Annotated in this window: 15 protein-coding genes; 14 read left to right on the top strand and 1 reads right to left on the bottom strand. The window is 42.9% G+C overall.

Annotated elements, in window-relative coordinates; genetic code table 11:
* Positions 1 to 65 precede the first annotated feature (65 nt).
* The 13 genes from gmk to ACGLYD_RS12685 all read left to right on the top strand — a co-directional run bounded on the left by gmk (position 66) and on the right by ACGLYD_RS12685 (position 12,766).
* The gene (gene gmk, locus ACGLYD_RS12745; protein ID WP_067211363.1) at positions 66 to 683 is read left to right on the top strand and encodes a guanylate kinase; all 618 of its coding nucleotides are present in this window, start codon (positions 66 to 68) and stop codon (positions 681 to 683) included.
* Between the two features lie 3 nt (positions 684 to 686).
* Entirely contained in the window at positions 687 to 911 is a 225-nt protein-coding gene (rpoZ, locus tag ACGLYD_RS12740; RefSeq protein WP_067211360.1) for a DNA-directed RNA polymerase subunit omega, read from the top strand.
* Positions 912 to 1,025: 114 nt separating this feature from the next.
* The gene (gene coaBC / locus ACGLYD_RS12735) at positions 1,026 to 2,243 is read left to right on the top strand and encodes a bifunctional phosphopantothenoylcysteine decarboxylase/phosphopantothenate--cysteine ligase CoaBC (RefSeq protein WP_399628258.1); all 1,218 of its coding nucleotides are present in this window, start codon (positions 1,026 to 1,028) and stop codon (positions 2,241 to 2,243) included.
* Positions 2,233 to 4,644 carry a primosomal protein N' gene (priA, locus tag ACGLYD_RS12730; protein WP_354312444.1) on the top strand — a complete coding sequence of 804 codons (2,412 nt, stop codon included), beginning with the start codon at positions 2,233 to 2,235 and terminating at the stop codon, positions 4,642 to 4,644. Before coaBC ends, priA begins: the two co-directional genes overlap by 11 nt.
* A 104-nt stretch (positions 4,645 to 4,748) precedes the next feature.
* A complete protein-coding gene (gene def, locus ACGLYD_RS12725; protein ID WP_067211352.1) occupies positions 4,749 to 5,270 on the top strand; it encodes a peptide deformylase in 522 nt (173 codons plus the stop codon).
* The gene (fmt, locus tag ACGLYD_RS12720; RefSeq protein ID WP_187045425.1) at positions 5,267 to 6,208 is read left to right on the top strand and encodes a methionyl-tRNA formyltransferase; all 942 of its coding nucleotides are present in this window, start codon (positions 5,267 to 5,269) and stop codon (positions 6,206 to 6,208) included. The genes def and fmt overlap by 4 nt, the downstream gene beginning before the upstream one ends.
* Entirely contained in the window at positions 6,205 to 7,569 is a 1,365-nt protein-coding gene (gene rsmB / locus ACGLYD_RS12715; protein WP_399628253.1) for a 16S rRNA (cytosine(967)-C(5))-methyltransferase RsmB, read from the top strand. Before fmt ends, rsmB begins: the two co-directional genes overlap by 4 nt.
* A 33-nt stretch (positions 7,570 to 7,602) precedes the next feature.
* Entirely contained in the window at positions 7,603 to 8,361 is a 759-nt protein-coding gene (locus ACGLYD_RS12710; RefSeq protein ID WP_067211345.1) for a Stp1/IreP family PP2C-type Ser/Thr phosphatase, read from the top strand.
* On the top strand, positions 8,358 to 10,373 hold the full coding sequence (gene pknB, locus ACGLYD_RS12705; RefSeq protein ID WP_399628249.1) for a Stk1 family PASTA domain-containing Ser/Thr kinase: 2,016 nt from the start codon (positions 8,358 to 8,360) through the stop codon (positions 10,371 to 10,373). The genes ACGLYD_RS12710 and pknB overlap by 4 nt, the downstream gene beginning before the upstream one ends.
* Before the next feature lie 28 nt (positions 10,374 to 10,401).
* Complete coding sequence (gene rsgA, locus ACGLYD_RS12700) at positions 10,402 to 11,295, top strand: ribosome small subunit-dependent GTPase A (protein ID WP_399628246.1); 894 nt, start codon at positions 10,402 to 10,404, stop codon at positions 11,293 to 11,295.
* Positions 11,288 to 11,956: a ribulose-phosphate 3-epimerase gene (gene rpe / locus ACGLYD_RS12695; protein ID WP_340767431.1), complete on the top strand. Its 669-nt coding sequence runs from the start codon at positions 11,288 to 11,290 to the stop codon at positions 11,954 to 11,956. Before rsgA ends, rpe begins: the two co-directional genes overlap by 8 nt.
* The gene (locus tag ACGLYD_RS12690) at positions 11,953 to 12,606 is read left to right on the top strand and encodes a thiamine diphosphokinase (RefSeq protein WP_399628243.1); all 654 of its coding nucleotides are present in this window, start codon (positions 11,953 to 11,955) and stop codon (positions 12,604 to 12,606) included. The genes rpe and ACGLYD_RS12690 overlap by 4 nt, the downstream gene beginning before the upstream one ends.
* Before the next feature lie 34 nt (positions 12,607 to 12,640).
* Positions 12,641 to 12,766, top strand: coding sequence for a hypothetical protein (locus ACGLYD_RS12685; protein WP_399633226.1), 126 nt, complete (start codon positions 12,641 to 12,643; stop codon positions 12,764 to 12,766).
* A gap of 72 nt (positions 12,767 to 12,838) precedes the next feature.
* Here ACGLYD_RS12685 and rpmB read toward each other — a convergent pair whose 3' ends face one another.
* Entirely contained in the window at positions 12,839 to 13,027 is a 189-nt protein-coding gene (gene rpmB, locus ACGLYD_RS12680; RefSeq protein WP_067211334.1) for a 50S ribosomal protein L28, read from the bottom strand.
* 217 nt (positions 13,028 to 13,244) lie between these two features.
* Here rpmB and ACGLYD_RS12675 point away from each other — a divergent pair, with 217 nt between their 5' ends.
* A complete protein-coding gene (locus tag ACGLYD_RS12675; protein WP_067211331.1) occupies positions 13,245 to 13,607 on the top strand; it encodes an Asp23/Gls24 family envelope stress response protein in 363 nt (120 codons plus the stop codon).
* The last annotated feature ends 3 nt before the right edge of the window (positions 13,608 to 13,610 follow it).

Below are 13,610 nucleotides of genomic sequence, written 5' to 3'. Positions count from 1 at the left end.
TCGGAGCCGGCATGATTGTGCTGAAGCTCCACTGTAAAATTAGATTAGATAAGAAGAGGGATTGCATGTACAAACAACGTGGGCTTCTAATTGTTCTATCTGGACCTTCGGGTGTGGGCAAAGGGACGGTTCGAAAAGAGCTTTTTACACAACCTGATACGAATTATGAATACTCGATTTCAATGACGACGAGAAGTCCACGCGAAGGTGAAGTGGATGGCTCCGATTATTTTTTCAAATCGCGGGCTGAATTCGAACAGTTGGTTGAAGAAGATAGACTTCTTGAATATGCTGAATACGTAGGCAATTATTACGGTACTCCGCTTGATTATGTTAATGCAACGCTTGACGCTGGGAGAGACGTATTCCTCGAAATCGAGGTTGTCGGAGCGGCACAAGTGCGTGCCAAAGTTCCAGACGGATTATTCATTTTCCTTGCACCGCCAAGTTTATCTGAACTCGAAGACAGACTTGTAGGAAGAGGTACTGAAGAAGCGGATGTCATTGCAACACGTATTTTGAAAGCGCGTGAAGAACTTGAAATGATGAACTTGTACGATTATGTCGTAGAAAACGACGAAGTGACAAACGCTTGCGATCGCATCAATGCCATTGTCACTGCCGAACATTGCCGCAGAGAACGTGTAGAAAAAATCTATCTAGGTATGCTGAAAGGGGAATAATCAATGTTAACTCCATCAATCGATTCTCTAAAAGAAAAAATCGACTCGAAATACACACTTGTAACACTCGCTTCAAAACGTGCGCGTCAAATGCAAGAAGAGGGCAATAAGCTTCTTACTTCTTATGTCTCTAACAAGAATGTCGGTAAAGCACTTGAAGAAGTGGCAGCCGGTGTACTTTCTAAAAAGAAATCGGACGATTCAATCGTCTACGAAGACGAAGTTTAATAAGGCTTCATTTTGTGGAGCTTATTTTAAATTATCATCATAATAAATAAACGTGATACTCCCTTAGAAACGAGTTTTTCTTTGGGAGTTTGTCATTTTAGAAGGGATGAGATCATGTTGTTGAATAAAAAAATCCTCCTTTGTGTAACTGGCGGAATCGCGGTCTATAAAGCTGTTGCACTTGTAAGTAAGTTGTCTCAGGCAGGAGCGGACGTAAAGGTCATAATGACTGAATCAGCAAAGGAATTTGTCACACCACTTACATTTCAGGCGATGTCACGAAACGATGTTTTTTTCGATACGTTCGATGAAAAAAAATCCAGTGTGATTGCACATATTGATTTGGCAGATTGGGCTGATCTTGTCGTAGTTGCTCCAGCCACAGCAAATGTAATTGGTAAACTCGCGAATGGGATTGCTGACGATATGGTAACGACTACACTCTTAGCTACTCAGGCTGAGGTCTGGATTGCACCTGCAATGAATGTCCATATGTATGAGAATAAAGCAGTTATACGAAATGTTACTACGCTGCACGAAGATGGCTATAAATTCATCGAGCCCTCTGAAGGCTTTTTGGCATGCGGTTATGTAGGAAAAGGTCGATTGGAAGAACCCGAAAAGATTGTAGAACTGATAACAGAACGGTTCACAACGTCCAAATATCTTCCGCTTTCAGGAAAGAAAGTTGTGATCACGGCAGGTCCGACACGTGAACGGATTGATCCGGTACGATATGTATCGAATTTTTCAAGTGGCAAGATGGGCTATGCGATGGCAGAAGCAGCAGTTAAACTCGGCGCTGAGACTGTCCTTATTTCGGGACCTGTTGGATTGGACAAGCCAGCGGGAGTAACAGTCATTGATATTGAAAGTGCGGCAGAGATGTTTGAAGCCGTCCGAACACAATTCGATGATGCGGCAATCGTTATCAAAGCAGCTGCTGTAGCGGATTATCGCCCGAGAGAGATTCAGCCCCAAAAGATGAAGAAACAAGTAGGGGACTCTGTTATTGAACTTGAACGAACAACTGATATCTTGAAAACAATCGGTTCAATGAAAACGAAACAAATCCTTGTTGGCTTTGCTGCTGAAACTGAAAATGCAGTTGGTTATGGCATAGGCAAACTAGAAAGTAAAAACCTTGATTATATTATCGTCAATGACGTGACTGATCCGGATGCTGGATTCGGGAAGGATACAAACGTTGTCACACTTCTTTCGAAAAACGGAACACATAAGCCATTCCGAGCAATGCCGAAAAAAGAACTCGCCATTCTATTGCTGGAAACAATTATTAAAGAAGAAAGTGATCAACTAAATGATCGCTGAAGTCATTGTAGATGTAGCGGCTTATCCAATCGACAGGCCGTTTGATTACCTCGTTCCAGAAGCATTGGAATCTGTGATTGAGCCTGGAACCAGAGTGAAAGTTCCGTTTGGACCCAGGAAAGTGCTTGGTTACGTAACAATGTTGAAGGACGAAAGTGAGCTTGCACTCGGCAAAATTAAACCGATTGATGAACTTATTGATTTGGATCCGGTCATTTCTAGTGAACTGCTCGAATTATCGCGCTGGCTCGCGGTTGAGACGTTGTCATATGAAATTGATGCCCTCCAAGTGATGTTACCTGCTGCGATGCGTGCAAAATATGAAAAGTTCATCATTGTCGAAGAACCGGAACGAATTGAAGACGCTGATTTTAAAGCTTTTCTTGCGGGCAGGAAACGGATTCAGTTGAAAGAAGTAGATTCAGCAGAATTGATGAAAATGTTAAAAAAGTATGTTTCAGAAGGAATTGTCACGGTCGATACGGCCGTAGGGCAGCAAACTGCTGTGAAAAAAGTGCGGATGATTCGAATGGCAGATGAGGTAACACTGCAAACTTTGCTTGACTCCAGTCACTCCAATGCGAAAAAACAAGCTGAATTACTTCGCTGGATGTTGGAGTATGCAGGGAAAACGATCAGTGCAAAACAACTGATGGAACAGTCGGGAATTCAACCGGCTGTGCTGAAAACTGTCATTGAAAGAGGCGCAGCCTTCGAAGAACTTGCTGAAGTGTACCGTGAACCTGATGCGCCTCAATTGAAAGATACAGCGATACCCGAAATCTTGACAGACGAACAGCAAATTGCACTTGATCATATAGCAACATCCGAAGACAATCAAAAAGCAGAAACATTCCTACTTCATGGCGTTACAGGAAGTGGAAAAACAGAAGTGTATTTACGTGCCATTAAACGCGTTTTGGATAAAGGCAAAGAAGCAATCGTCCTTGTCCCAGAGATATCATTAACCCCGCAAATGACGTCGCGCTTCAAAGAGCGTTTTGGTTCGCTCGTTGCAGTTATGCACAGCGCCTTGTCTGCCGGTGAGAAATACGATGAATGGCGGAAGATAAAACGGGGGGAAGTAAAAGTCGTCATTGGTGCAAGGTCGGCGATATTTGCCCCGTTTGAAAATATTGGTATTATCATTCTCGATGAAGAGCATGAATCGACGTACAAGCAAGATGATACACCGCGCTATCATGCAAGGGACGTTGCGATTAAACGCGCGGAGTATTACAATTGTCCTGTTATTTTAGGAAGTGCAACGCCGTCACTGGAATCATATGCACGTGCATCAAAAGGTGTATATACCATGCTTACACTAACGAAACGACCAAAAGATCAGGCCCTGCCAACAGTAACAGTCGTTGATATGCGAGAGGAATTGAAAACCGGAAATCGTTCGATGTTTTCATTGCCGCTTGCGGAAGCGGTCCGTATCCGATTGGAAAAAAGAGAGCAAATCGTGCTGTTTCTGAATAAGCGAGGCTTTTCATCTTTTGTACTCTGCCGGGATTGCGGTACTGTCGTTGAATGCCCAAATTGTGATATTTCGTTGACCTATCATCGTGCACACGAACAGTTAAAATGCCATTATTGCGGTCATGAAGAACGAGTGCCGCTCGTTTGTCCGGAATGTAAAAGTGAACATATCCGGTTTTTCGGAACAGGGACCCAAAAAGCGCAAGAAGAAATTGCGAAACTGTTTCCTACAGCACGTGTCCTTCGAATGGATGTCGATACAACGAGGCAAAAAGGTTCACACGAGCGGCTTCTTAGACAGTTCAGTGAAGGACAGGCGGATATCCTACTCGGGACGCAAATGATTGCAAAAGGGCTAGATTTCCCGAATATTACACTTGTCGGTGTGCTTGCCGCAGATACAACACTCCATTTAGCTGATTTCCGTGCCGCTGAAAAAACCTTTCAACTAATGACGCAAGTAAGTGGACGAGCTGGACGTCACGAATTGCCTGGAGAGGTTTTCATCCAGACTTATTCCCCTGAACATTACGCAATCGAATTAGCGAAAGCACAGCATTATGAGCCTTTTTATACGATGGAAATGGCGGCCAGAAGACAATATGGCTATCCACCCTTCTATTTCGTCACGCTTGTTCAGTTTACGCACGAGGATTTATTGAAAGTAGCTGACTTTGCAGAAAAGGGAGCACGCTACTTAAAACAGAACTTATCTGCAGGCACAGTCGTCATCGGACCAACTGCTTCCGCTATCAGTCGAGTGAACAATAGATATCGCTACCAATGTTTGATAAAATACAAAAAAGAGCCGAAGTTGACAGAAACGCTGCAGCAGCTCATTAAGTATTACCGGACGGACTGGATTAAATCAGGACTGATAATGACCGTTGATGTAGAACCGGCGTCAATATACTAAACAAAAGCGCTGGAGTCTGGACGTGAAATATCCATGTCAGCCCCCAATCCGCAGTACAAGGTTAAATTACATCTTAGATAACAAGACAGAAAAGAGGAATAGATTTGGCAATACGTGAAATTGTGAAGCATCCGGCTCCGGTTCTTCAACAACAATGTAAAGAAGTAGTGAAATTTGATAAGAAGCTTTCAAAACTGCTAGATGATATGTACGACACAATGGTGGCGGCGGATGGCATAGGAATCGCTGCACCACAAATTGGCGAAGCAGTGCGTGTCGCGATTGTCGATATGGGCGAAGGGCAAGACGTTATTGAGATGGTCAATCCTGTTGTAACAGCAACCGGAGGATCCGAAATAGAAGTAGAAGGTTGTCTAAGTTTTCCAGATTTATTCGGCGAAGTAGAAAGACCATTTTTCGTACGCATTGAAGCGCAAGAACGCAATGGCGCACTTTATGAATTAGAAGCAGAAGATTATGAAGCACGTGCGATTCTTCATGAAATCGATCATTTAAATGGCGTATTATTTGATTCGAAAATCATTCGTGTTGTTGATCCGTCTGAATTAGAAGAAACAGAAGAAGCAGAGATAGTAGGGGAAAGCGGTGGAGGTGAGCTGAAATGACGAAGATTGTCTTTATGGGAACACCAGAGTTTTCGGTATCTGTCCTAACAATGCTCTTTGATGAAGGGCATACTATCGTGGCAGTTGTCACTCAGCCGGACAGACCAGTCGGGCGAAAGAGGGTCTTAACACCACCTCCAGTAAAAGTTGAAGCACTACGGCTTGGACTGCCGATTATTCAACCTGAAAAACTGAGAGGTTCTGCTGAACTTGAGGAAATTATTGCGCTTAAACCAGATTTAATCGTGACTGCAGCATTTGGCCAGATTTTACCGAAGGAACTGCTAGAAGTCCCTCGGCTCGGTTGCATTAATGTACACGCATCCTTACTACCTAAATATCGCGGTGGTGCGCCGATTCACCAGGCAATCATGGATGGCGAAACAGAAACGGGCGTCACAATCATGTATATGGTCGAAAAACTTGATGCAGGCGATATTATTTCACAAGTGATTGTGCCTATTTCTGATACGGATCACACAGGAAGTATGTTCACTGCATTATCTGTGGCAGGGACGGCACTACTGAAAGAGACATTGCCTTCTATTTTAAACGAAACAAATAAACAAACAGTTCAAGACGAATCACTCGTGACGTTCGCGCGTAACATCTCCCGTGAACAAGAACGGATTGACTGGTCTAAAGGTGGAAAGGCAATCTACGATAAAATCCGTGGACTTCATCCTTGGCCAGTTGCATACACCGCATTCCAAGGTGAAAACGTCAAGATTTGGTGGAGTGAGAAAATCCATACAACTGACAGTGCGTTACCAGGAACGATTATTGCAATCGATAGTGATCGTATTATTGTAAAAGCGGGCGATGACATCGCTGTTGCACTTACGGATCTTCAACCAGCCGGGAAAAAACGGATGCCGGCGGGTGAATTTATTCGCGGAACCGGATCTAAATGGAGTAAGGGGGACCGTTTTGAATGAATATAAATACTAGACCGAAAAAGAAAATATGGAATGGCAACGTCCGAGACGCTGCTCTTTCAATATTGATGGAAATAAATGATCATCAAGCTTATAGCAATCTATTGCTGCATAGAACAATTGAAAAGTATGGTATAGAAACGAAAGATCGTGGCTTGTTAACGGAATTGACGTATGGCACACTTCAACACCGCATGACACTCGATTATTATCTTGAGCCGTTTGTCCGTGGTAAATTGGATGGCTGGGTTCGAGAGCTTCTTCGGTTATCGTTATATCAAATCGTTTATTTAACAAAAATCCCACCGCATGCTGTTGTTCACGAAGCAGTTGAAATTGCGAAAAGACGCGGTCATAAACGGATAGCACCAACTGTAAATGGTATTCTTCGCTCCGTGTTGCGTAAAGGTGTCCGTTCACTTGATGAAATGCAAGATGGTACGTTGAAAACTTCTATCGAAACGAGTCATCCGGAATGGTTGATTAAGCGTTGGAATGAACAATTTGGTGAAGAAGACGCGGCCATTATGGCACATGAAAATAATCATCCAGCAGCGATGACAATTCGCGTCAATACAGCAAAAACAACGCCAGACGAAGTCATTGCTTTACTCGAATCAGAAGGTGTTGAAGTAAGAAAAGGCGAAGTTGTACCGGAGTGCATCATTTCAGATAGTGGCAATCCTGCAAATACGCAAGCCTATAAAAAAGGACTTATCACTATTCAAGACGAAAGTTCGATGCTACCTGTTCTTGCTCTTGATTTATCGCCAGGTATGAGAGTACTCGATATGTGTGCGGCACCTGGTGGGAAAACAACCCACATCGCTGAAAAAATGAACGATAAAGGTGAAGTTTTTGCACATGATTTACATGAACATAAACTGAAACTTATTGAAGCAAATGCGACTCGCCTTGGCTTAACGTCAATCAAAGCATTGAGTGGAGACAGCAGGAAATTGACTGAGCTATACGAGTTGTCCTCATTCGATCGTATTCTTGTCGACGCACCTTGTAGCGGTCTTGGTGTCATCCGTAGAAAGCCTGAAATTAAGTACAATAAAACACAAGCTGATTTCGATGCGTTGACGTCGATACAATCAGACCTTCTAGATACTGCTCGTGAATTGATTAAAACTGACGGGGTTATTGTCTATAGTACGTGTACAGTGGAGTATGCCGAAAACCAGGGAATGGTTGAACGATTCCTTGTGCGTCATACGGATATGGAGAAAATCCCTTTACCGCAACTAACTGGAAACGAGAAATTGGCGATTGAAGATAACACGCTTCAAGTACTTCCGCAACACTTTGGCAGCGATGGCTTTTTTGTTGCTGCTTTCCGGAAAAAAAGTAAGTGAGCTAAGAATTCGAGGCAAAAGGTGGGATGGACGTTGCAATTTGAAGTCTTGACGGATATCGGCAAGAAACGAACGGTCAACGAAGACAGTGCGGCTGTATACACACTTCCAAAGGGCGTTATGCTTGCCGTGATAGCGGACGGTATGGGTGGCCACCTTGGGGGGGATTACGCGAGTTCGACAGCAGTCAGAGTAATTGGCGAGCAATTCATGAAACTTGATAGTTCGACGTTTGAAGCAGAAGATAAGTTGGCGCAGTGGCTGCAGGAAGCGGTCATTCTCGCAAATGACATACTTTACAAACATGCAAACGAAAATGAAGCGTATAAGGGAATGGGAACGACGCTTGAAGTAGCTCTCATTCGTGGACGTTCTTGTCTTATTTCGCATACTGGTGATAGCCGTGTCTACGCAATCGATGGGAAAGGTGTGCGGCAAGTAACGCGAGACCATTCCTACGTAAATGCACTTCTTGACAGTGGGGAAATTACCTTGGAAGAGGCAGCAGTTCATCCACAACGAAACTGGATTATGAAAGCAGTTGGTTCTGAAAAAACGATTGTACCCGATCTTTATTCGCTTGAGTTAGAAGAGGGCATGTATATGCTTATTTGTACGGACGGTCTGAGCAATAAAGTAAGTCAACAATCGATGAGTGAAATTGTTCTATCAAACGCTACGTTGCATGAAAAGACGGAAGAACTTGTGGATTTAGCGAACAAGATGGGCGGGGAAGACAATATCTCCGTAATTCTAATCGACTCGACTGAAGTGGAGGCGACTAATCCATGATTGGATCAAGAATAGGTGGACGTTATGAAATTGTAAGGAATATTGGTGACGGCGGCATGTCAAAAGTATATCTAGCACATGACGTCATCCTGGACCGCGATGTTGCCATTAAGGTTCTTAATTATGATTTTGCGAATGAAGAGGCATTGAAAAGAAGGTTTAAACGAGAAGCACTTTCCGCAACGAGTCTGACGCACCCGCACATTGTTGATATATTCGATGTGGGCGAAGAGGGTGAACTGCATTACCTGGTGATGGAATATATCGAAGGACAAACCTTGAAGAAGTTTATCCAAGATAATGGGGCCTTGACGCCTAAGCAAGCTTTGCCGATTATGCAACAGATTGTATCTGCAATTGCGAATGCTCATCATAATGGAATCGTCCATCGTGATGTTAAACCGCAGAATATTTTAATGGATTCGGATGAGAATGTTAAAATTACTGATTTTGGTATCGCGATGGCACTTAGTGCAACAGCACATACAAAAACGAATTCAGTCATTGGGACGGTTCACTACTTGTCACCCGAACAAGCACGTGGCGGAATGGCGACAAAAAAGTCTGATATCTATTCATTAGGCATCGTACTTTACGAATTACTGTCAGGTGAATTGCCATTTACAGCGGATACTGCAGTTGCGATTGCATTGAAGCATTTACAAGAAGAGACGCCCTCAGTAAGAATGGTATTCCCTTCAATTCCACAAAGTTTAGAAAATGTTATTTTGAAGGCGACTATGAAAGATGCTACATATCGATATGATTCAGCAGATGAAATGTATGATGATTTGCTAACTGTACTGTCACCCGAACGGGCAAATGAGAAGAGATTCGCAATTGTCTTCGATGATGACCGCACGCGCGCGATACCAATCGTTAGTGAAACTACAAAATTTGATAGCGTTGAAGTGACTAAGAAGATCGAACCAGTAACAATTGAACAATCCCCGCCGCCAACACCACCGAAAAAACGCAAGAAATGGCCATTCATTGTTGGTGGAATTGCTGGCATTGCTATCCTGATATTTGTGTTGTCCCTTATTCCAGGTATATTTGGCCCTAAAAAGGCTGTTATTCCGACTGTGGCAGGAATGGAAGAAGCGCAGGCTAGGGATGTGCTCTCTGACGCAGGCTTTAATACGGTTGTAACTGAGGGACAGCAATCCGATGATGTTGATGAAGGGGAAGCCATTAAAACGATACCCGAGGCAGATAAGAAACGGGGTGTTGACTCCGAGATCACCTTGTATATTAGTACCGGTAAAGAAAAAAGCACTTTAGCAGATTATATTGGCGATGATGCCGATAAAGTTATGGCTTCTTTAGACGATACACTTTTTAAGTCGATTGATTCGATAGAAGAATTTTCTGATAAACCAGAGGGTACAATCATTGGACAAGAACCAGATGCAGGGGAAGTAATTCTCAGTGAAACCGATTTACTGTTTACTGTTAGTAAAGGCCAAGAAAAGCAAATTCTTGACGATCTAAGAGGATATGACAAGGACCGGCTGGAAGATTATGAAGAGTCATCTGGTTTAACTATAAATACAGTGAGAGAAGATTATTCTTCAACAGTGCCTAAAGGTAGTGTCATTTCGCAAACACCAAATGGGAAAACAGAAATTGTAAAAGGTGGGAAAGTCGAAGTCGTCGTATCAAAAGGTCCAGAGAAAAAACCCGATAAGTTCGTTGTCAAAAAGGTGACAATTGAGTATGTACCTGAAGTGATTGAGCCTAGCCCTAGTCCTAGCGATGAAGATGGTGACGAAGGTGATGGAGAGGATGATGGAGACAACTCGGGAGTAGTGGAACAGCCTGCTCCAGTCCCACAACTTATTAAAATTTACATTCAAGACAAAAATAATAAGATAACGGATGTTTTTGATGAGTTTTCAATCACAGAAACGACGGAAAGATCAATTTCATTTAACTTGGAAGAAGGACAGACTGGGTCATATAAGGTTACGCGCGATTCAAAACCTATTATTGCAGAATTGGTCAATTAGAGTGACTCTAATTAGAAGGGGTGAAAGAATGCCAGAAGGACAAATCAGAAAAGCAATCAGCGGGTATTATTATGTAGAAAATGACGGGGAAATCATTCAATGTCGAGGACGTGGAGTATTTAGAAACCGTGGTATTCATCCGCTGGTTGGAGATTTCGTGACCTATGTACGTGTTGAAGATAATGATGCAACAGTCACTGAAGTCCATGAGCGGTTCAATGAACTTGTCCGTCCGCCAATCTCGAATGTTCACCAGGCGTTGCTTGTATTCTCCATAGTGGAACCGGCATTCAGCCTTTATCTATTAGACAGGTTTTTGGTTGTCGTCGAATCGTTCGACGTAAAACCAATTATCTGCCTAACGAAAAAGGATCTTGCGAATGCTGATGAACTGAAAATGGTAGCTGAATCAGCGGCGTATTATAAGAAAATCGGTTATGATGTTATAGAGACTTTTATTGACGATCCTCAACTGACTGACTTATTGAAACCTTATTTTGAAGGCAAGACTACAGTTCTTGCCGGTCAATCAGGTGTTGGTAAATCAACGTTGTTGAACACGGTATTGCCTGTGCTTGAATTGAAAACAGGGGTAATATCGGAAGCGCTTGGACGCGGAAAACATACAACGCGACATGTTGAGTTGCTTGAGATATCAGGTGGTCTTGTCGCGGATACCCCAGGCTTCAGCTCTCTCGAATTCGATCATATCGAAAAAGAAGAATTGTCTCGTTACTTTGTAGACATGGATGAAGTTGCGCCAAACTGTAGATTCAGAGGTTGCTTGCACTTGAAAGAACCAAAGTGTGTAGTAAAAGAGTTGGTGGAGACTGGAGGAATTCCACGTCATCGCTATGATCACTACTTGCAGTTCATGCAAGAAATACTTGACCGAAAGCCGAGGTATGAAAAACATGATTAAAATTGCACCTTCAATTTTAGCAGCAGACTTTTCAAAGCTTGCCGAAGAAGTAAAAGAAGTGGAAGCAGCGGGCGCTGCACTAATCCATATCGATGTCATGGACGGACATTTCGTTCCGAACATTACAATGGGAGCGATTGTTGTTGAGGCACTTCGACCAGTAACGAAGTTGCCGCTGGATGTCCATTTAATGATTGAAAATCCAAACCTGTATATTGAACAATTTGCAAAAGCCGGAGCTGATTATATTACGGTTCATGTAGAGGCGTGCCCTCATTTGCACGGCACATTGCAACTGATTAAGTCTTACGGGGTGAAATCGGGCGTTGTTTTGAATCCGCATACACCGATTGAAACGATTCTTCATGTTCTAGATGAAATTGACTTAGTCCTAATCATGACAATCAATCCCGGATTCGGTGGCCAGAAGTTTCTTCATTCTGTCGTTCCGAAAGTGAAACAGCTAGCCGATATTATTCGTGAGCGAGGACTTCCGATTGAAATTGAAATCGATGGCGGCATTAATGAAGAAACGATTATACCGTGTGTTGAAGCGGGTGCTACAATCTTAGTTGCAGGATCAGCTATCTACAATGCACCTGATCGTGCAGAAGCTTTACGCCGGATAAAAGCTGCTGGTGAAGGTGCGCTAAGAAAATGAAGTATGCAGTCGTTTGTGCGGGCGGGCCCGATTCAGAAATAGCCGACTTGACGGAATTTCACTATAAAGATACGGTGTTCATCGGAGCGGATAGAGGTGCACTTCACTTGCTGCAAAGAGGTATTGTTCCTCTTGAAGCAGTGGGGGATTTTGATTCGGTTTCGAAAAGTGAATACGATGAGATAGCCGCCGCAGTCCGCATAATCGGACGATTTCGTTCGGAAAAAAATGAGACTGATACGGAACTTGCGGTAGATCGTGCTCTTTCCTACGGGCCAGAGTGTGTCATTTTGACGGGAGTTACAGGAGGGAGGCTGGATCATATGGAATCAGCCCTTCATCTTCTGTACCGGCTTCAAATAGCTCATAATGATACGTCATTCTCGATTCGTAATGGGACGAATGAACTTTTTATACTTACACCTGGAAGTTATCAAGTGACGTCGGATGATCGTTTTAAATACATATCATTTTTTTCATTCAATGGGGTAGTTAGTGGACTTACACTTACCGGTTTCAAATTCGAAATGGTAGATGCTACGCTCGAAACTGGCATGACGTTATTTACTAGCAATGAACTGGCTGAAGAAGTCTGTACTATATCGTTCCATGAGGGCATATGCTTAATGGTAAGGAGTTCAGATTCCTGAAAGGAGTGGGGAATTGCGAGTTTATACTTTCACAATGCCGAAATTTGTGAGTGGAGTAGTAAGGAAGTGTATGGTTGTTTTCCAGAAGGATGATTCACCGAAAGCTACTGCGAGCAACACCAAGAATAAAAAAAGGAAAAAAGAAAAAACGTCGGGCTGAAGAAATTCAGCCCGGCGTTTTATTTTCTTTAAAGTTTAAATACCAAGGCGCTTAAACTTTAATTACAGTCCTTTACACACGTTGAACTTTACCTGATTTAAGGGCTCTAGCAGAGACCCATACACGTTTAGGTTTACCGTTAACGAGAATTCGGACTTTTTGAAGGTTCGCACCCCATGAACGACGAGTTGCGTTCATTGCGTGGGAGCGTGCATTGCCTGTACGGGCTTTGCGTCCTGTAATAACACATTCTTTAGACATAATAGTACCTCCTTGCGAATGTTGATTAAGTGATTTACTTCTTTATTCGCATACCATAATAATGTATCATATGCGTAAACGTGTTGCAACCTTTTTTGTGACATCTTTCAAGGTAAAAGCCTTTACACGTTTAAAAGTCATAGAATCGCTTTCTTTTATTATTATAACAGGTATAGTACAATGGGGTTAGTGAAAAAGGATCCAGGGGGTATTACACATGTCAATCGAAGTAAAGAATGAATACGGCAAAATCGATATTACGAATGACGTCATTACCCAAGTGGTTGGTGAGGCGGCTATCGAGTGTTATGGGATTGTCGGAATGGCTTCAAGGCATCAGATAAGAGATGGCCTTACTGAAATCCTAGGGAAAGAAAATTTCACGCGGGGAGTCATCGTTCGTAATCTTGGCGATGATACGCATATCGATATGTATATCATTGTTGGATATGGTACTAAAATTTCAGAAGTCGCCTACCAAGTACAATCAAAAGTGAAGTATACATTGAAAAAGACAGTCGGCATGACTGTGAAATCTGTTAATATTTTTGTCCAGGGAGTCCGAGTGACGAACCTGTAAGAG

The organism is Sporosarcina sp. SG10008, from assembly GCF_044569405.1.
In the GTDB taxonomy this organism is placed as follows: domain Bacteria; phylum Bacillota; class Bacilli; order Bacillales_A; family Planococcaceae; genus Sporosarcina; species Sporosarcina psychrophila.
The sequence above is the reverse complement of the archived record's forward strand: the minus strand, read 5'-3'. Positions and strand labels throughout refer to the sequence as shown.